16 protein-coding genes and 1 pseudogene are annotated in these 17,886 nt (G+C 49.4%); 12 read left to right on the top strand and 5 right to left on the bottom strand.

The genetic code is table 11. The annotated features are described in order from the left end of the window. Positions 1–80 precede the first annotated feature (80 nt). The 7 genes from V3C10_17475 (at position 81) to V3C10_17445 (ending at position 6,107) form a co-directional block, all read left to right on the top strand. Positions 81–284, top strand: a complete 204-nt coding sequence (locus V3C10_17475) for a tautomerase family protein (GenBank protein WVP61082.1) — start codon at positions 81–83, stop codon at positions 282–284. A gap of 432 nt (positions 285–716) precedes the next feature. After that, complete coding sequence (locus tag V3C10_17470) at positions 717–2,021, top strand: MATE family efflux transporter (GenBank protein WVP64651.1); 1,305 nt, start codon at positions 717–719, stop codon at positions 2,019–2,021. 87 nt (positions 2,022–2,108) lie between these two features. Further along, positions 2,109–2,897 (top strand): YoaK family protein, encoded by a 789-nt coding sequence (locus V3C10_17465; GenBank protein ID WVP61081.1) that lies wholly within the window; start codon positions 2,109–2,111, stop codon positions 2,895–2,897. Between the two features lie 25 nt (positions 2,898–2,922). Continuing rightward, complete coding sequence (locus tag V3C10_17460; protein ID WVP61080.1) at positions 2,923–3,861, top strand: PQQ-like beta-propeller repeat protein; 939 nt, start codon at positions 2,923–2,925, stop codon at positions 3,859–3,861. Positions 3,862–4,003: 142 nt separating this feature from the next. Next, a complete protein-coding gene (locus V3C10_17455; GenBank protein ID WVP61079.1) occupies positions 4,004–4,837 on the top strand; it encodes a prepilin-type N-terminal cleavage/methylation domain-containing protein in 834 nt (277 codons plus the stop codon). 29 nt (positions 4,838–4,866) lie between these two features. Then, positions 4,867–5,619, top strand: a complete 753-nt coding sequence (locus V3C10_17450) for a TraX family protein (protein WVP61078.1) — start codon at positions 4,867–4,869, stop codon at positions 5,617–5,619. Positions 5,620–5,651: 32 nt separating this feature from the next. Then, positions 5,652–6,107, top strand: a complete 456-nt coding sequence (locus tag V3C10_17445; GenBank protein ID WVP61077.1) for a GNAT family N-acetyltransferase — start codon at positions 5,652–5,654, stop codon at positions 6,105–6,107. Positions 6,108–6,265: 158 nt separating this feature from the next. Here the strand turns inward: V3C10_17445 and V3C10_17440 are convergent. Both V3C10_17440 and V3C10_17435 read right to left on the bottom strand, forming a co-directional pair. Then, positions 6,266–6,403 (bottom strand): annotated as a pseudogene (locus V3C10_17440) (DapH/DapD/GlmU-related protein). Positions 6,404–6,460: 57 nt separating this feature from the next. Next, the gene (locus tag V3C10_17435; GenBank protein ID WVP61076.1) at positions 6,461–7,210 is read right to left on the bottom strand and encodes a hypothetical protein; all 750 of its coding nucleotides are present in this window, start codon (positions 7,208–7,210) and stop codon (positions 6,461–6,463) included. A gap of 596 nt (positions 7,211–7,806) precedes the next feature. On the opposite strand from V3C10_17435, the gene V3C10_17430 reads away from it, so the two are divergent. From V3C10_17430 to V3C10_17415, 4 genes are all read left to right on the top strand, one after another. Next, a complete protein-coding gene (locus V3C10_17430) occupies positions 7,807–8,841 on the top strand; it encodes a polysaccharide deacetylase family protein (protein ID WVP61075.1) in 1,035 nt (344 codons plus the stop codon). Between the two features lie 179 nt (positions 8,842–9,020). Further along, positions 9,021–10,358, top strand: a complete 1,338-nt coding sequence (locus V3C10_17425) for a triacylglycerol lipase (GenBank protein ID WVP61074.1) — start codon at positions 9,021–9,023, stop codon at positions 10,356–10,358. Between the two features lie 56 nt (positions 10,359–10,414). Further along, the gene (locus V3C10_17420; GenBank protein WVP61073.1) at positions 10,415–11,374 is read left to right on the top strand and encodes a nucleoside hydrolase; all 960 of its coding nucleotides are present in this window, start codon (positions 10,415–10,417) and stop codon (positions 11,372–11,374) included. 112 nt (positions 11,375–11,486) lie between these two features. Beyond that, positions 11,487–14,000, top strand: a complete 2,514-nt coding sequence (locus tag V3C10_17415; GenBank protein ID WVP61072.1) for an FAD-dependent oxidoreductase — start codon at positions 11,487–11,489, stop codon at positions 13,998–14,000. 140 nt (positions 14,001–14,140) lie between these two features. Here the strand turns inward: V3C10_17415 and V3C10_17410 are convergent, their stop codons facing one another. The 3 genes from V3C10_17410 to V3C10_17400 all read right to left on the bottom strand — a co-directional run bounded on the left by V3C10_17410 (position 14,141) and on the right by V3C10_17400 (position 16,962). Then, positions 14,141–14,371: an HPr family phosphocarrier protein gene (locus V3C10_17410; protein WVP61071.1), complete on the bottom strand. Its 231-nt coding sequence runs from the start codon at positions 14,369–14,371 to the stop codon at positions 14,141–14,143. A gap of 1,162 nt (positions 14,372–15,533) precedes the next feature. Continuing rightward, the gene (locus tag V3C10_17405) at positions 15,534–15,914 is read right to left on the bottom strand and encodes a NusG domain II-containing protein (GenBank protein ID WVP61070.1); all 381 of its coding nucleotides are present in this window, start codon (positions 15,912–15,914) and stop codon (positions 15,534–15,536) included. A 19-nt stretch (positions 15,915–15,933) separates the two neighbouring features. Continuing rightward, positions 15,934–16,962: an FAD:protein FMN transferase gene (locus V3C10_17400; protein ID WVP64650.1), complete on the bottom strand. Its 1,029-nt coding sequence runs from the start codon at positions 16,960–16,962 to the stop codon at positions 15,934–15,936. A 324-nt stretch (positions 16,963–17,286) separates the two neighbouring features. Between V3C10_17400 and V3C10_17395 the strand changes: the two genes are divergently transcribed. Continuing rightward, positions 17,287–17,814, top strand: a complete 528-nt coding sequence (locus V3C10_17395; GenBank protein ID WVP61069.1) for a Gx transporter family protein — start codon at positions 17,287–17,289, stop codon at positions 17,812–17,814. Positions 17,815–17,886 lie beyond the last annotated feature (72 nt).

Genomic DNA, 17,886 nt, shown 5'->3' with positions numbered 1-17,886 from the left:
CGCAGTCATATAAAGTATTTAAATGCAGTCGTATAAAATATTTAAATGCAATCATATAAAGAATTCAGGAGGTGCATAATATGCCGCACATTGCCATTACAATGTATCCGGGCAGGGATCACGACACTAAGGCTGCTCTGGCAGAAAAAATGAGGACGGCCATTGCCGGTGAACTGGGAATCAGTGAATCGGTGGTTTCCGTATCCATCCAGGATATTGAAAAAGAAAACTGGGATAAGGAAATGGAGAAGATACCGGATGAGGCCATGTTTATCAGAGCCTGATGATGGTGCCGGAAGAAAAAATGTGAAATTCTGTTCTTGAAAAAAAGAGTAACTTGTGGTATTCTGATAGCAATTTCAAAATATAAACACAGTTATTTGCCACCGGGTAAATAATTCAGTGTCTGAACACACTCCGTTAGGTCTAAGCAGGAGTGGGTTCAGACACTTTTTATATCATAGGAAAGTGTCCCTATGATATAAAAAGCCCTCCGGGCAGGATGCGCACTCGCGCGAAGATGTAGTATGCCGCTATGCGGCCGCGCTCGGCGCGAAAGTCCGGCGAACCGGACTCTTTTGTGAAATAGGAAAGTGCAGGGAAGGAGCAGAGTGATGTCACACACAGAAGCAGTAAAAAATAAGCGGAGCCGCAGCGGCGGTAATGGAGGAGAGAGCGTACCGGCTCTGTTTGCACGGTACGTGAGCCTGAACGTGATGGGAATGATAGGATTGTCCTGTTACATACTGGCTGACACCTTTTTTGTTTCCAAGGCGCTAGGGGCGGCAGGACTTGCATCCCTGAATCTGGCAATTTCCGTATACAGTATCATCAGCGCGGCCGGGCTGATGTTCGGCATTGGAGGGGCGACACGTTTTGCCATCTTAAAGACGCAGGGGGAGGAGGAAGAGGCCAGCCGCGTCTTTACCTGGACGGCGGCGATGGGACTTTTGGCAGGGCTGATATTTGCATTTCTGGGCGTCTTTTTTGCGGGCCGTATTGCCGTCAGGCTGGGGGCAAACAGTGAGACGCTTGAAATGACGTCCACCTACCTGAGAGTTATCCTGTGCTTTGCGCCCTGTTTTATCCTGAATAACGTCATTCTGGCATTTGTCCGCAACGACAGGAATCCGGCTCTGTCTATGGCGGCGATGCTGACCGGGAGCATGGGAAATGTAATTCTGGACTATCTGTTTATGTTTCCGCTTTCTATGGGGATATTCGGAGCCGCTTTTGCGACCGGGCTGGCGCCTGTCATGAGCCTGGGAGTGCTTTCTCTACACTTTATAAAAAAGAAAAATACATTTCATCCGGCGGCGGTGCGCCCGGAACTGAGAAGGAGCGGAGCCGTCCTGATGCCCGGTCTGTCCTCCTTTATTACCGAGGTATCTTCGGGGATTGTACTGATTGTCTTTAACCTCGTTATTTTAAATCTGGCGGGTAACACCGGAGTCGCGGCATATGGGATTGTAGCCAATCTGGCCCTGGTCGTGATTGCCGTGTTTACCGGAATTGCACAGGGAATCCAGCCTCTGGCGAGCACCGGATACGGCAGGGGAGACGGAAGGATGCTCTGGCAGGTGGTCCGGTATGCCGTCGGCCTGGCGGTCTTTCTTGCGGCGTCGGTCTATCTCATTGTCTGCCTGTTTACGGAGCCGATCGTCCATATTTTTAACAGTGAGGGGAACCGGGAGCTGGTAGCGATTGCCAAGACCGGAATCAGGCTGTATTTTACGGGATTTTTGTTTGCCGGGATTAACATCCTGGCCGCCGCGTTCCTGAGCGCCGTTATGAGGCCCAAGCTGGCCTTCATTATCTCGGTCACAAGGGGCGGCGCGGTGATTATTCCTCTCGTACTGCTGCTTTCCCTGGCGTTTGGCATGGAGGGGGTGTGGCTTTCATTTACCCTATCGGAATTTATCACCTGCCTGCTTTCGGTGGGCGGCGTGGTTAAATGCAGGGCGGAGCTGTTCGGTAAAAGTAAAATTTCCTATGGAAATGAGGCCAAAAATACGGTATAATTTGCCTGGATGTAGATGGCGGCGTTTTTTGGCCGTCATCCAGAAAACGCTTCTGGAAAAGAGGCGGAGGGCGAAAGGAAGAGCGAGATGGCGGGACGGACAGCAGGGTATGTAAGGAACAGCAAATGGCAGATGTCGGAGTCTCTGGCGCTGGGCGTGGTTCTGACCCTGGCGGGCGGATTCCAGGATGCATATTCCTATAACTGCAGAGGAAAGGTTTTTGCGAATGCCCAGACCGGCAATATTGTATTGCTGGGACAAAACCTGGCAACGGGAAACTGGGGGAGCGCGATCCGGTACCTTTTTCCTCTCCTTGCATTTATTGGAGGCGTCTATGTGACGGAGTGGATTCATGAACTGTATAAGGAGCACCGGCTGCTGCACTGGAGGCAGATCGTCCTTTTAATCGAGATTGTAATGCTGCTGATTGCGGGATTGCTCCCTCAAAGCATGGACACACCGGCCAACATTCTGCTTTCTTTTGCATGCGCAATGCAGGTCAACAGTTTCCGTAAATTCCGTGGAATTCCATGCGCTACGACTATGTGCATCGGCAATATGCGTAGTGCGACAGAGATGCTGGGACGATACCATATTACAAAGGATCCGGAGCTGAAACGGAAGGCGCAGCACTATTACTTTATTATTCTCATTTTTGCCATTGGAGCGGCGGTGGGAGCCGTCATTTCCATGAAATGGGGAAATCGGGCAATCTGGATTGCGGCGGCGCTGATGTTTTCGGGATTCCTCATGATGTTTATTAAAAGTGAGATAGAGGAAAATCCTGCCGTAAGGGAGGAAATTCAGAAAATTGAGAAGCAGGCGGTGGAGATGCTCCATGAAGAAAGGGAAAACAGCAATTCGGACACACAGTAGATAAAAGATAATAGAGGAGAAAAAGATGAGGCGGAGAACAGGAAGTGCGGCGCTTGTGATATTAGGACTTCTGATGGCGGGCTGCGGCAGCCATCAGGAGGCATCGGGCACCGGGACGGCAGTCGTAGCGGTAGAGAGCGGCACGGAAGCGCCGGAAAATGGCAGCATCGAAGAAAAGGCGAACCGTACCGGAGATAATAATGAGGTGAGTACGGAGACGCTGGAAACAGCAATGCAAAAGACTGCTGCTGAGAGCCAGGAAACAGCGCCGGTGCTGTCCGGTGAGATACATATGGAAAATCCGTCCTGGGATTACTACAGCTTAGAGGCGTCGGAACCGGCGGCATCGCCCCTGAGGCTTGTAAAACTGACGGAAGAGGCCAACCAGATCACGGATACCGAAGAGTGGTTTGAGAAGAACAATCTCACTACGGATGTGGAGGACACGGGAAATTACACCTGTGAGATTCTTACGGGAGAAGGGGGAGAGCCATACCTGATCCGGGTGACAAAAAAGGAGAGCGGCGAAAGCTATATCCTGAATTTTTCAGATTACCAGTTCGCGAATGATTTTAAGGAGAGCGATGCGTCCTTTGTAAGGCAGACGATCCGCTTTGCACAGGTAAAGGATGACATTCTGTATCTTTCGATTGGCCATCTCACCTATGCGGAAACATCCCCGCATAACGCCTATGTGGCTGCGGTGGATTTGAATCAGGGGAAACTTTTATGGAAGAGCAGGCCTCTGGTGAGCAATGCTCACAACTTTATGATAAAGGGAGATGTTCTTCTCTGCGGCTACGGGTTTACGGCGGAGCCGGACAACCTCTATCAGTTGGATTTGGCCACGGGACAGGTCATTGCCGAACTTCCGCTGAAGTCAATGGCGGACTATCTGATTTTGAAGGATGATACTCTGTATGTGAGGACTTATAATACCGATTATACGTTTCGGGTGGAATAACGATTAGATTTTTCAGGCGGGTAAGAGGACGCGGTGCGGACTCTTACCCGCCTGTTACGCATGAACGATAATATTCGATTTGAATATTGTGGCGGAACATGATAAGATAAGGTAGATAAGGGTATGGCCGGAGGTACAGAGGATGAAGAAGAAAACAGACAGGGGATTCAGCCTGATTGAACTGATTATTGCGATTGCAATTCTTATTATACTGACGGGGCTTTTGGCGCCTCAGTTTATGAAATATATTGAGAAGTCCAGGAAGGCGGCATGTCTGAATAATGTGGATGTAATGATTAAGGAGTATCAGGTGGCAATGATTGATAATCCGGATATTACACCCGAGGAAGTGCTGGAAATGATGGTGAAACGCGGCATGGAATGTCCATCAAAAGGGGAGTATAAAATACTTTACCCGAAGGGGAATAAAGACTCTTTTGTTGTCAACTGCAGAGTACATGGCAATGTGGAGGGAGCTAGCACGGATCCAAAGGTGGCTATTGGAGATAGTGTTTATGAAGAGATGCGAAAATTTATTGACAGAAACATATATTCAACGGATCAGATAGTCGAATTATTAAAGAAAGCAGGAGTGCTTGAAAAAAATCAGGGAATTAAGAGTGTTTCTAATGACAAAATAAGAGAGTATCTTTTAAATAATATATATAATGGACAATGGCCGAAGGCGGATGAAAAATTGTTTGGTATACCAAGTGGCCAGAGCTTTTATATTCAGCCATATATTGATCTTGTTGGTAAAGGTGGTATTGAGAATGTAGGTCAAGAGAGTATATTTACATACATAGGAAAACGTCCGGATAACACCGGTAACAGGTGGGTTGCTTATTATATTTATGATAATGAACATCAAAAATGGTACAAAGATCCAACTGGAAATGGCCTTAGGATTCAGGAGAAAACCTGGGATAAAGTAAAATCAGAAACGATTGATAAAGGCTGGATTCCTGTTAACTAAAAAATTAATAAGAAAGCAAGACATAACACATGACAGAAAAACGACCCCTTTTCCCCGCGTGCCTCACCGGCAACGCACTGAAATTCATAGCGATTTTTACAATGCTGATCGACCATATCGGAGCGGCTCTCATCGAATATGGGATTCTCTGCTCTTACGATATCGATCGTATGATGATAGTTATAGAGACGGAAGAGGGCATGCGCTGGTATCTGTTTGATCTGGCGCTCCGGATGATAGGCAGGATTGCATTCCCCATATTCTGTTTCCTTTTGGTGGAGGGATTTCTTCACACACGGGATGAGAAAAAATACGCAAGAAATCTGCTCCTGTTTGCATTTATCTCAGAAATTCCCTTCGACACCGCATTTTTCGGCAGTCCGTTTTACTTGGGATCACAGAACGTGTATTTTACACTGTTTATCGGTGTGGTCATGATGTGCTTTCTCAGAAAGTATGAAGGAAGACAGGGAATGCAAATCGCCGCGGTTGCTGCTGCCTGTGCGGCCGCGTTTCTGCTTAAGAGTGATTACAGCTATTTTGGAATATTAATCATTGCGTCGCTGTATCTTCTGAGAAACCGGCGTTCCAAGCGGTTTATTACAACCGGTGTCCTTGCCGCCCTGGAATCCCTGCCCCTGTTCGGAACGGCTGCGTTTTCCCTGATACCGATCGCCTGTTACAATGGGGAGAGGGGAAAACTGCGTATAAAGTATTTCTTTTACCTGTTTTATCCGGTCCACATTACTTTGCTGATCGGTCTGAGGTATCTTTTGTTTTAAAATAATAAATAATGAATTTAGGAGTTGTTATTTTGGATTTACATTTAGAACCCATTACCCGCCGCAACCGGAAAGAAGCTTTAAAACTCAGGGTTGCAGCAGGTCAGGAAACCTTTGTAGAGACTGTTTCCCAGTGCCTTTCAGAGGCCGGACGGAATCCGGTGTGGAAACCGGTCGGCATCTGCTCGGAGGAACAGATGGTGGGATTTGCCATGTACGGCTATTTCTGGTGGGAATACTTTCCCCACGGACGTCTGTGGCTGGACCGTCTGCTGATTGATGCAGAGTGCCAGGGAAATGGTTACGGAAGGGCGGCTATGGCCGATATTCTGAAGTTTTTCTCGATCCGATATCCCGGTAAGGACATCTATCTGAGCGTGACAGAGGGAAATGACGTTGCAGCCGGAATGTATAAAGAGTTTGGCTTCCGTTTCAACGGAGAAAAAGATATTCACGGTGAAGATGTTATGGTGAAACGTTACTCTTAGGCGTGCTGAAAAGCACGCCTTTTATGATGCAAAGGAAAGCTTCGCAATTTCCCGGGAGCCGGCTCCGGCCATTGCAGGGATGTCGGCCACAGAAATACCCATCGCAGGAATGCCCGCCACAGAAATGCCCGCCGGAGCAAAGGGGATCCCTTCGACGGCTAATTGTTATCACGGATGACACGGCAGGGATTTCCGCAGGCTATCTTATCGGAGGGGATGTCTCTTGTCACGACGCTCCCTGCACCGATTACGACATTATCTCCAATGGTAACTCCCGGCATGATAATCGCCCCGCCGTTTTTTATATCGTGATTCGCGATGCATGAAAACGGTAGAAGGCCGCTGGCGGAATACTAACTGTAAACAGTATCTTTTTTCTCATAGCAGTGGTAAGCATAGGCTCTTTGGAAGCCAAACTGCTCATATAGTTCCGGCAGGAGTTTCTGGCCGGGAAGATTGACCAGCACTTTCGTAATTCCTTTTTGCAAGGCAAATTGCAGAACATCCGATAGATTCGGGCGGCATAGGGGCATCCCGTTGAAAAGGAAAAGGAGTTCTGCCCGTTTTATTCCCATAATTCCACACTTCCTGCTTTTCTGTCCGTTTGTTTCACCGCCTGTTTCTTTGGCTGTATTACAAGCTGTATGGAGGCAGGTACCTTCCTTGATTTCCATCATGTTTTCCAGTAATACGGAATTCTCGGCAGACAATCCGTCGTCCTGATCCGCAGAAATAAAGTCCATGGAGAGGGAACGTCCGTCCCCGTTTTGCGCCTGCAGTTTTGCGGCGACCTCGTCCGTCAGCGTCAGCTCACCAATGATGGAACAGTTCTGCATCATATAGTGCCGGCTCTCAAGCCGTGAGTTCAGATAAAAATTTGTATTTTCGACAACGCGGAAGACACAGTCGGTTTCTCTTTTTCGGCCGATCTGCTCACAGGCCCGTATACGCTCCTCGACGCAGTCGGGAGAATTATTATAAAGTGGAAGAACCAGCAGGCGGTCTGCAAATTTTTTCAAAATCCATCCATCGTGAACCTCGGTTTGTGTATTCGAAAACAGGTTGATAATTTGTTCTTCCAGTTTGACGGCAGATTCATTCATTGACTTTTACGCTCCTTTTTCAATCGTATCATTTTCGTCCGGAAAATAATGGCTTTATGATATGCCTGTTATTGTATCATTTTGAAAATGAGATTTCTTGTGCAATATGGTACGGTTTGGATAACTTGCCGCTATCAGGAGCGAAGAGCTGAAATCAGTACCATCCAACACGGCTCTCTGAAAGTTGTGTGCAATGAGATTGGTTTTCCGGGGAGCGCTGTTTGAATGGTTCACTTTCATTTTAACAAATTTTATTGTGTTTTTAAACAGGGGGGTCATCTTTCATTTAAAGTTTTCGATATCAAACGTTACTGTTCACACCGCATTGCGCTGTGAACAATAACACGCTTCGCGATGCACAGAAACGGCAAAAAGTGCCGTTGCTTGTAATGAAAAGTCCGCATCGCGCACTTTTTGTTGCGTCGCGCCGTGTAACTCGGGATTTTCACGCAAGATACGCGCGAAAACGCCTCGCGGGACATTACCTGTGAACAGTAACTATCAAACTCCACAGAAATTTCAGTTTCAGGGAAATGGATGAAACTTTTTCCGACCTTTTTCCGTCTAATACTCAGTACAGAAGAAAAGGAGTTGTTATGATGAGGCGGAAGAGAAGAAAGATTAAAAAGATGGCGCTGGCAATGCTGGTCCTTGGATGCATGATTGCGGCGGCTACGGCTGCATATGCAGGAGCTCCCTCTGCCTCTGGAAATTCCGGGACAGAAAACAGAATTCCCAGTGAGAGACAGATGAGCCAGGAAGGGCAGACACCTCAGGAAGGGCAGACAGCGAACCAGGAGACACAGGCGGCCGTTCACACGATACAGGAAGAGGCCGCAGGTAAGCAGCCGGAAAGCCAGGCACAATCCTCTGCGCCCGCAGAAACGCAGGATCCTCAGGCACAGACGCAGCAGAGCCAGGCGGAACTGGAATCCCGGGCCGCGGAGTCCCTGATGGCGGAAACAGAGAAGGGGGCCGAAGAAGCGGGCCTTGTTTTAAGCGGAGGAAGATATCTTGATCCGTCCAAACCAATGATTGCGCTGACCTTCGACGACGGGCCGTATGCGCCGGTAGGAAACCGCATTATGGACAGTATGGAACAATATAACGGCCGCGCCACCTTCTTTGTTGTGGGAAACCGTGTGGCGGATAACAAGACGGAAATCAAGAGAATGCATGGCAACGGCCATGAAATTGCCAATCATACATATGATCATAAATATCTGAACAAGCTGAGTGCGGATGAAATTGTCAGCCAGGTGGAGCTTTGCAATCAGGCCATTGCGGCCATAACGGGGGAGAGCCCCAGGCTGGTGCGCCTGCCGGGAGGAAGCAAAAACAGCACGGTTTTAGGCAATGTCCATTACCCGATCATTCTGTGGAATATCGATACACTGGACTGGAAAACAAAGAATGCCGACAAGTCGGTGGAGGCGGTGCTCGGTAAAGTGAAGGACGGAGATATTATCCTGATGCACGAACTTTATAAGGCGTCGGGAGACGCGGCGGTACGGATTATCCCGGCCCTGTCCGAGCAGGGCTACCAGTTTGTGACCGTCAGCGAACTGATCCGTTTCCGGGGCGGGGTAAAGAACGGGGGAGTCTACTATAGCTTCCATCAGGGTAAATAAGGAAAATAAATCAATGATTACAGAAAAAGGGACTTTCCGGCGGACAGTTGGAAAATCCCTTTTTCCGTACATCGAAACCGCCGTCTTGTTTTGAAGAACGAGGTAAGCTATAATAATCAGAGGGCAGATGTTATGCCGGTGTATTCCGGCATCCCTGTTCACTGGAAAGAGGCGGGAAAATGAAATTAATCATAAAATACACCATCCGTATATTTTACGCTGTCATCCTGTTTGTGACGGCCAATCTACCGGCGCTAGGGCTGCTTTACAGGAGGCCCCGGTGGCTTTTTCTGGTGCTTCCGTGCTTTGTGCTGGTCAATATCCTTCCGCTGCCGGAAGGCAGGAAACTGCCGAAACGGCGGCTTGCCGTGTGTGCGGGCGGCTGTGAGCTTTTGATCCTGTTTCTCATCTCCGCGGCTGCGTCGGCTGTGTATCTCCTGTCACTGATACCGTCTTCATTTCCCGGTAATGCGGCGCCGTGGTTTGGAAATCTTCTCTGCGTCGTGCTTGTGGAGGCGGCTGTGTTCTGGAACGGAATTATCAGGGTCTACGCTGCATCGGCCCAGATTGGAATCAAATGGCGGGTGACAGGCATTATCTGCGGATGGATTCCGGTTGCCAACCTGATTGCCCTGTGGAAAATCATCAGAACGGCTTCGGAGGAAGTGAAATTTGAAAGCGGTAAGATACTGAGAAACCGAGAAAGAGAGCAGGAGCAGATTTGCAGGACCAGATATCCCATCCTGATGGTCCACGGTGTTTTTTTCCGGGATTCCAAATACTTTAACTATTGGGGCAGGATACCAAATGAGCTTAAGCAGAACGGAGCTGTGATTTATTACGGCAACCACCAGTCGGCGGCCTCGGTTGCGGACTGCGGGGAAGAACTTGCAAAACGCATCCTGCAGACCGTCAGGGAGACCGGCTGCGGGAAGGTCAATATCATAGCCCATTCGAAGGGCGGGCTGGACAGCCGGTATGCGATCAGCCTGCTGGGGATGGATCAGTATGTGGCATCGCTCACAACGGTAAATACGCCGCACAGGGGATGCATCTTTGCCGATTACCTTCTGGGAAAAATTCCGGTGCAGGTGAAGGAAAAAGTAGCGGCCAGTTACAACACAGCTCTGAAAAAGCTGGGAGATCAGAATCCCGATTTCCTGGCTGCGGTAGGCGATCTCACGGCCTCCGCCTGCAGCCGTTTTAACGGGATTGCCCTGGATAAACCGGGCGTATATTACCAGAGTACGGGATCCAAGTTAAACGTTGCTTCCGGCGGCCGTTTTCCTCTGAACTTCTCCCATGAGCTTGTGAAACATTTTGACGGCCCCAACGACGGGCTTGTGGCTGAGAGCTCATTCCAGTGGGGAGAACGGTATACGCTTCTCACAACAAAGGGACGCAGAGGCATCTCACACGGGGATATGATTGATCTGAACAGGGAAAATATCAGTGATTTTGATGTGAGAGAGTTCTTTGTCGGCCTGGTAAGCGATTTAAAGAACAGAGGATTTTAGAGACGGTAAAGAAAAAGACGGGACAGAAAGAGACTAGACAGAAGGAGACTAAATCTATGAAAATGATACTTGATGTGGATACCGGAATTGACGATGCGCTCGCAATTGCCTATGCCGTGGGCGCGGAGGAAGCAGAGCTTAAGGGAATTACCTGCTGTTTCGGCAACGTCAGGGTGGAGACGGCGGTCAGGAATACGCTTCAGATCCTGCACGTCCTCGGAGCCGGGGATATACCGGTCTATGCGGGAGAAAACACCACATTTGCCGGAAAAGATTTTATCCCGGCCGAGGTGTGCAAAAGAGTCCACGGTTTAAATGGGATCGGGGACGTCGAACTGCCGGAACCTACAAAAAATGCAGAAAAAGAAGATGCTGTTACTTTTATGGCAACCATGGCGGAGAAGTATGGCAAGGAACTTGTCATCGTGGCGACGGCGGCCATGACGAACCTGGCCCGTTTTATCGAGCGGTATCCGGAAAAAGCGGCTGGCGTCGGCTGTATCTGCGTCATGGGCGGCGCGGTTACCGTTCCAGGCAATGTGAACCGCTACGCCGAGGCCAACATCCTGGCCGATCCCGAAGCGGCGAAATATGTCCTGGAAAGCGGAGTCCATATCCTGATGATCGGCCTGGATGTGACACTTAAGACGATGATGAGCGCGGAGGCGATGGAAGAATGGATCCGCCCGTGGCGGGAGGCCGGGACAAAAGCGGGAGATAAGTTCGCAGAGATGGTCCATTATTACTGTTCCCACGAGGTAGGGAAAGAGGGAAAACGGGAAGGTGCGATCCACGATCCTCTGGCGGTTGCCGCGGCGATTCATCCGGAGCTGATTGAGTTCTTTGAGACAAACCTGACCGTGGAGACGGATGGAGAGTCAAGGGGCAGGACAACCGGGGATTTGAGCCGGCTGAAATGCCGGGAAAAGACGGTAAAGGTCTGTGTGGATGCCCGGGTAGAATCATTTTTAAATGATTTTGTTGGAACAGTTCAAAAAGCAATACATAGGATTTAACCGCTTTTGCCATACTATATCAGAGACATTATGTCGCGGAAAGCGATCCGCCGCAGGCGGAGGATTCTTTAAACGGAATTCTTTCATATAGTTTGGCAAAAGGAGGCATTGTATGCAGAGCATAAGACTGAAGGAAGATTTTTACTGGACGGGAATTATAGACGAAGGCCTGCGGGTATTTGATATCATTATGTATACGGAATTTGGCACCACCTACAATTCCTATGTACTTAAAACGGGGGACAAGACGGTTCTTTTTGAGACGGCAAAGGCTAAATTTTTCGACGAGTACCTGACGGAGCTTAAGAAAATTACGGATATCGATAAAATCGATTATCTGGTGGTTGACCACACGGAGCCGGATCATGCGGGCAGTGTGGAACTTCTTCTGGATATCAATCCCAATCTGAAGGTGATTGCAACCAGCTGTGCGCTGAATTTCCTTAAAAATATCGTAAACCGGGATTTTTACAGCATCCAGGTCAAGGACAATGAGACAATGAAAATCGGAGATAAGACGCTCCGGTTTATGACGGTTCCCAACCTCCACTGGCCGGATACGATGTATACCTGGATAGAGGAGGACAAGATTCTTGTCACCTGTGACTCATTTGGCGCCCATTACGGTGTGGAGGGTGTGCTGAGAAGTGAGGTAAAGGACGAGGAGAATTATAAAAAAGCGGCCAGATATTATTTTGACTGCATCATAGGCCCTTTTAAGGGATTTATGATGAAGGCGCTCCGGAGAGTGAAGGAGCTTGATCCGGTCATGATTTGTACGGGACATGGCCCGGTGCTTGACACAAAGATTGAGGAAGTGTTTGAAATGTACGAGGACTGGTGTACCGTCACCAATCCGAACAGCAGGAAAACCGTGATTATTCCCTATGTCAGCGCCTACGGCTATACGGAGGAGCTGGCCGAAAAAATCGCCGACGGAATCCGCGGCAGCGGCCCGGTGGAGGTGAGGCTCTACGATATGGTGACGGCCGACGCTGCCAGGGTGGTGGGAGAACTGGAATTTGCCGACGGAATTCTCTTCGGGACTCCAACGATTGTGGGAGAGGCGCTGAAACCCATATGGGACTTGACCACCTCCATTTTTCCGGCCACCCACGGGGGAAAATATGCTTCCGCGTTCGGCAGCTACGGTTGGAGCGGAGAGGGCGTTCCCCACATTATAGGACGCCTGAAACAGCTCAAGATGAAGGTGCCGGATGACGGTTTCAGGGTGAAGTTTAAACCGGACGAGGTGGCGTTAATGGACGCCTACGAATATGGTTATCAGTTTGGCTGCCTTGTGCAGGGAAAAGAAAAAACGGAAGGAAAACAGGCGGAAAATGCGGGAAAAGGACCGAGGAAACTCGTAAAATGCCTGGTCTGCGGTGAGATTTTCGATTCTTCGCTTGATACCTGTCCTGTCTGCGGAGTGGGACGTGAATACTTTGTGGAGGTTGATACGGAAGAAACCGATTATCATCACGACACGGAGGACTTCTACGTAATTATCGGAAACGGAACGGCGGGACTTTCGGCCGCCGAGGAGATACGAAAGAGGGATAAAACGGCTTCGGTTGTCATGGTATCCGATGAACCTTATGACACCTACAACCGCCCCATGCTGACAAAATCCATGCTGGCCGGGCTGCAGCCGGAACAGATTGCCGTCAAAGAAAACGAGTGGTATGAAAAAAACAATATTATCCGTGTCCTTGGCAGGCACGTGGCGTCCATCGATACGGAGATTAAGCAGATTGTGCTGGAGGACGGCACAAAAATGGTTTATACAAAGCTGATTTACGCGCTTGGGGCCGAGTGCTTTATTCCCCCGATTAAGGGCGCCGGACAGGAGCATGTGGTAGCTGTCCGCCGTCTGGACGACGTCAGGAAGATTATCAGCCTTCTGCCCGAAACCAGGAACGTATGTGTCATTGGCGGAGGCGTTCTGGGCCTGGAAGCGGCCTGGGAGTTCAGGAAATCCGGACGGGAAGTAGCCGTGGCGGAAGCGGCGCCGGGACTCATGATGCGGCAGCTGGATCAGGGGGCGTCCGACATGATAAAAGAGATTGCGGCCAGGGAAAAAATCCGGATTTTCACCGGGGTCCAGGCCGAGGAAATCCTGGCAAAGGGAAAGGGCGTGAGGCTCTCAAACGGGGAGAAGCTCCCTGCCGATCTTGTCATAATTTCGGCCGGAATCAGTCCTAACACGGAGCTGGCGAAGCAGTCCGGCATTGCCGCGCAGAGAGCCGTTGTCGTCAATGAGAAAATGGAAACTAATGTGAAGGATGTCTACGCATGCGGAGACTGTGCCCAGTATCAGGGCATGAATTATGCGCTGTGGGGCGAGGCGTCGGCTCAGGGCAAGGTGGCGGGAGCCAATGCGGCGGGAGAGGCGGTCGAATATGAGCCGCCGTCCATGGGACTTTCCTTCCACGGAATGAATACCGCCCTGTACGCGATTGGAGATACGGGAAAAAACGAAGCGCTGTCATACCGGACCGAGGAGAAAAAAGACGAGGCCAGGAAACAGTATGAAAAATATTACTACGCAAACGGTCAGCTAAAAGGCGCGATCCTCATCGGCGATCTTTCCAGAATGGCCGAAGTGACGGAGAGAATAAAATAGGAAACAGCAACAAAAAACAGGCGGCATGGGTGCGGAGTGAATCTGCAATCATACTGCCTGTTTTTCTTCCTTTTCCGAACGAGTAAATGCAATGGAACGTCTGTCATGGGCGTTTCTCACTGCTTTCCGGCCTCCTCTTCCTACTGACAACGGCAAAAACCGAGCTTCTCTATCAGTTCATCATGATTTCCGTAATACAGCTTCAGGTCTAACAGTTTTCCGATCCCGAGACTTAAAATTCCAAGCAGGGATTTTCCGTCCACAATCTGGCTTCCGAACTGCAGATCCAAATCACCGCTAAACCCGTCGACTGCCCGCAGATATTGCCTGATATCCTCTAACGTATTAAATTTCACCTTAACTTCACTCATGTGAGATCCCCTCCTATATATTTATATTTTTCTTTCTCAGAATGGTGAATGATGTTTACATTGTAAGGGGTAATGGGGAGAATAGCAAATAAAGATTTTGTTAATCTTTTACAGAGACAGAGGGGAGAAAAAGGGAATTGAACGAATAAAAGAAAATCGGGAGTATGGTTTCAGATTGGAAAGAAAATGTGGTTTTTACTTTGTTTTCAGGCGGTATCGGGAGATTGGGAAATTGGAAAAAAATTTCGGCAGATTGTAGAAAAAATAACTATTTAATTGAGATGTGAGGACGCCTCTGTAAGACGGCGGACGGGGGAGTGGGAGGGTGTATATGAGTCTTCAGTCCCGGTTTATAGGTTGTGGTAAGGGGGAATCCGGAGAAAGACTTTCCTGCGGGGACACGCTCCCGCTTGTGAAGCGCACAGCGGATGCTAGGCTCGAAAGGACCTCGCTAAGCACCGGCGGGCTTCAAGGTCTCCCTCCGGAAAGTTTTTCTCCTCCTTCCCCAGGCAGGTTGTTGACGGGACTGAAGACTCAGGGAAGGTGGTCGCCCCGTCCGCCGGCTTCAGGGGCTGATTGTCTCTTTCGTCAAGTGTGGGAAAGGTATTGTCGCGGCCACTATGTAGTCGTGAATCTTTTACCTTATGAAAGTATTTCGGGCTGGATTCAGAGAAAAATCCAAAGCTATATTAAATGATGAATCAAAAAATTCAATGGTTATTCAAGGATAAGTCAGGCGCTAAAGCTTTGATTCATCAATTGAATACCATACAGAGGGATTCTCCCGAAATTCGAGGAAATGTAGTGGCAGCGACAATACCTCCCCCTTTGAAGGAATAAGAACAATTCAGCGGCCGCAGACCGGGGTTCGGGATGGCGAAAACCTTCGCGTCTTCAGTCCCGGGCCATACCCTTCCCGTGGGGAATCCGGGAGAAAAAGATTCCGGAGGGAACCTGGGAGTTCATCGGCACTTACCGAGGTATTTTTGAGGTTAGTTCCGTTATGTACTCCGAAGAGCGCAAGCGTTTCCCGGAGGAACTTTTTCTGCCCGTATTCCCCACCCGCGACAACCTGCAAACCGGGACTGAAGACTCACAACCTCCCCCTCACCATCCCGCCCCCCGACCGTCCCGGCGGCGTTCTCCTTCCTCAACCAAATCCCTATTTTATTGTAACAATCACTTTATTCGGAAGACAGGTAATCGCCTCGCCTTTCTGCCTTTTCTCCCCTTCCTGCACACAGATTTTATCAGGGCAGGAGGCCTCGAAGATGGAAACGGCGCCATTTTTAATAATCATATGGTTTGTTCCGCCGTCAACGCCTTCAATCAGGAAATCGGCATCCTGGCCGAGTGGGAATTCACGGACCGTTTTCCCGTTTACGCTGACCACAACCACCGACGCATCCCCTCTGTTCAGGAAACGGTATCCTGCGAAGAAAATTACGGCGGCGGCGAGGAGGCCGCAGACGAGAAAGATTTCATTTTTCTTTTTTCTGCTGTCATTGTTTAAACGGCTGTCTTTTAAACCGTTATCTTTCATAATGAGCCTCCTTTTTCCGTCAACCGGCATCGGGGAGAGGAAGAACAAGCAGCTCCGCTCCGTCCGAATAGTGAATTTCATAATCATCCGTTATAAAATAAGCGTAAATGCCATCCATTGAATTGACAAGCTCAAGCCCTTTTTCAAGCCCCAGTGAAAAACAGGTGGTGCTTAAAGCGTCGCCGTCCACCGAGCGCGGTGAGACGATTGTGACGGCAATCAGGCCGTTGTCATAGGGATAGCCGGTGGAGGGATTTAACAGGTGGTGATAATTTTTTCCATCCACAATAAAATGGCGTTCATAGACCCCGGAGGAGACGACGGAGAGGCCGTTAATGCTCAGGTTTGCGATAATTTCATTGCGCCCTTCAAACGGCTTCTGCAGCCCGATTTTAAACGGCTCGCCGTCCGGTTTTTCACCGACGCAGAGCACATTGCCTCCGAGATTAATAATTGCGCTTTTCACATTCCGGCTTATCAGATATTCCTTCAAGCGGTCAGCGATAAACCCTTTCGCAATAGAACCGAGATCGATTGTAGTGTCTGCCGAGTGAAAAGTGAGCACATCGCCCTCCAGGCTTATATTCTTCCAGTCCACGCGTTCCGCCGCAGCCTGAATTTCCTCTGCCGGAGGAATAATATTTTTGCCATCCGTGAAATTCCACAGCGAACTCAGCGGTTCAATCGTGATATCAAAAGCGCCGTCCGAAATCCGGCTGTACTGGAGCCCTTCGCGGATCAGGGCCGCCGTATCCTTTGTGAGTGTAAATGTATCTTCTCCGGGAGCACGGTGATTCAGCCGGTAAACTTCACTGGTCGTTATCGTTTTGCTGAGCCGGTTTTCATACTCTCGGCACAGCGCCATACACTGTTCCAATATCTCCTCATCATCGCTGTCATACAGGGTAACCGTGACAAACGTATTGAGAAGAAAGTCCGAACGGGTAATCGGCTCCGTCTGCCTGGGCCGGAGTGTTAAAACAGCGCCAAAGACCAGAAAAAGCACACCCAGCGCGGATAAAAAGATCTGAAATTGTTTTTTTTCCATCATATAGGGATTCCTTTGTGAAAGTATTTGTGATTTGAAACATAACTGTTCAGTACCTTCATAGCAGTTACTTTGAAACATACCAATCTTAGCAAAGAGGAAAATCAAAGTCAAGGGATGAACCGGCAAAAAACACCTCGCAGAATACTGTCTGTGGACAGTAACCAACCTTCTCCCCGTCCAAAGCTCCCGTTTCCAATTAAATCCCACCCTCTTTACAAACCACCCATATTCCGATAAAATAATAACAAAACTTGCACTTCCCGGAAACCCGTCGACCCGACATCCCATTTTCAAGTATCAAACAGAAAGAGGACACCCTCTATGAAATATAGAAAAGAAACACGCAGAGGAGACCGTAAAGCGGTAAAAGTGGCGCTCTATGGAATCCTGCTCTCGCTTGCCATGCTGCTCGGCTATGTGGAAACCCTGATTCCGATCAGTCTCGGCGTTCCCGGCGTCAAGCTGGGGCTTGCCAATCTTGTCAGCATCGTATCCCTTTATATGATAGGAACAGGGGGAACGATTGCCATTGCACTCTGCCGGATCGTCCTGCTGACCGGTTTTGCATACGGTAATATGGCCATGATGATGTACAGTCTTGCAGGGGGGGCGCTCAGCCTCGCCATGATGATTTTCTGCAGGAAGAGGGATTTATTTGGTCAGGTGGGGGTCAGCATTATCGGTGGCGTGGGGCACAATGTGGGACAGATTCTGGTGGCCGCGGCCGTCGTGGAAAACACCGCTGTATTTTACTATCTTCCCTTCCTTTTGGCGGCCGGAACCGTGGCAGGGGCAGTGATAGGGCTGCTCGGCGGAATTGTGACAAAACGTCTGGAATCGTACCTGTGAATGTGCTATACTAATAAACCGGGCATAACGCAGGTTCTGACCGCAGGCGGCACCGCCCAAAAGACAATCAAT

Source organism: [Clostridium] symbiosum (assembly GCA_036419695.1).
In the GTDB taxonomy this organism is placed as follows: Bacteria; Bacillota; Clostridia; order Lachnospirales; family Lachnospiraceae; genus Otoolea; species Otoolea symbiosa_A.
The sequence above is the reverse complement of the archived record's forward strand: the minus strand, read 5'-3'. Positions and strand labels throughout refer to the sequence as shown.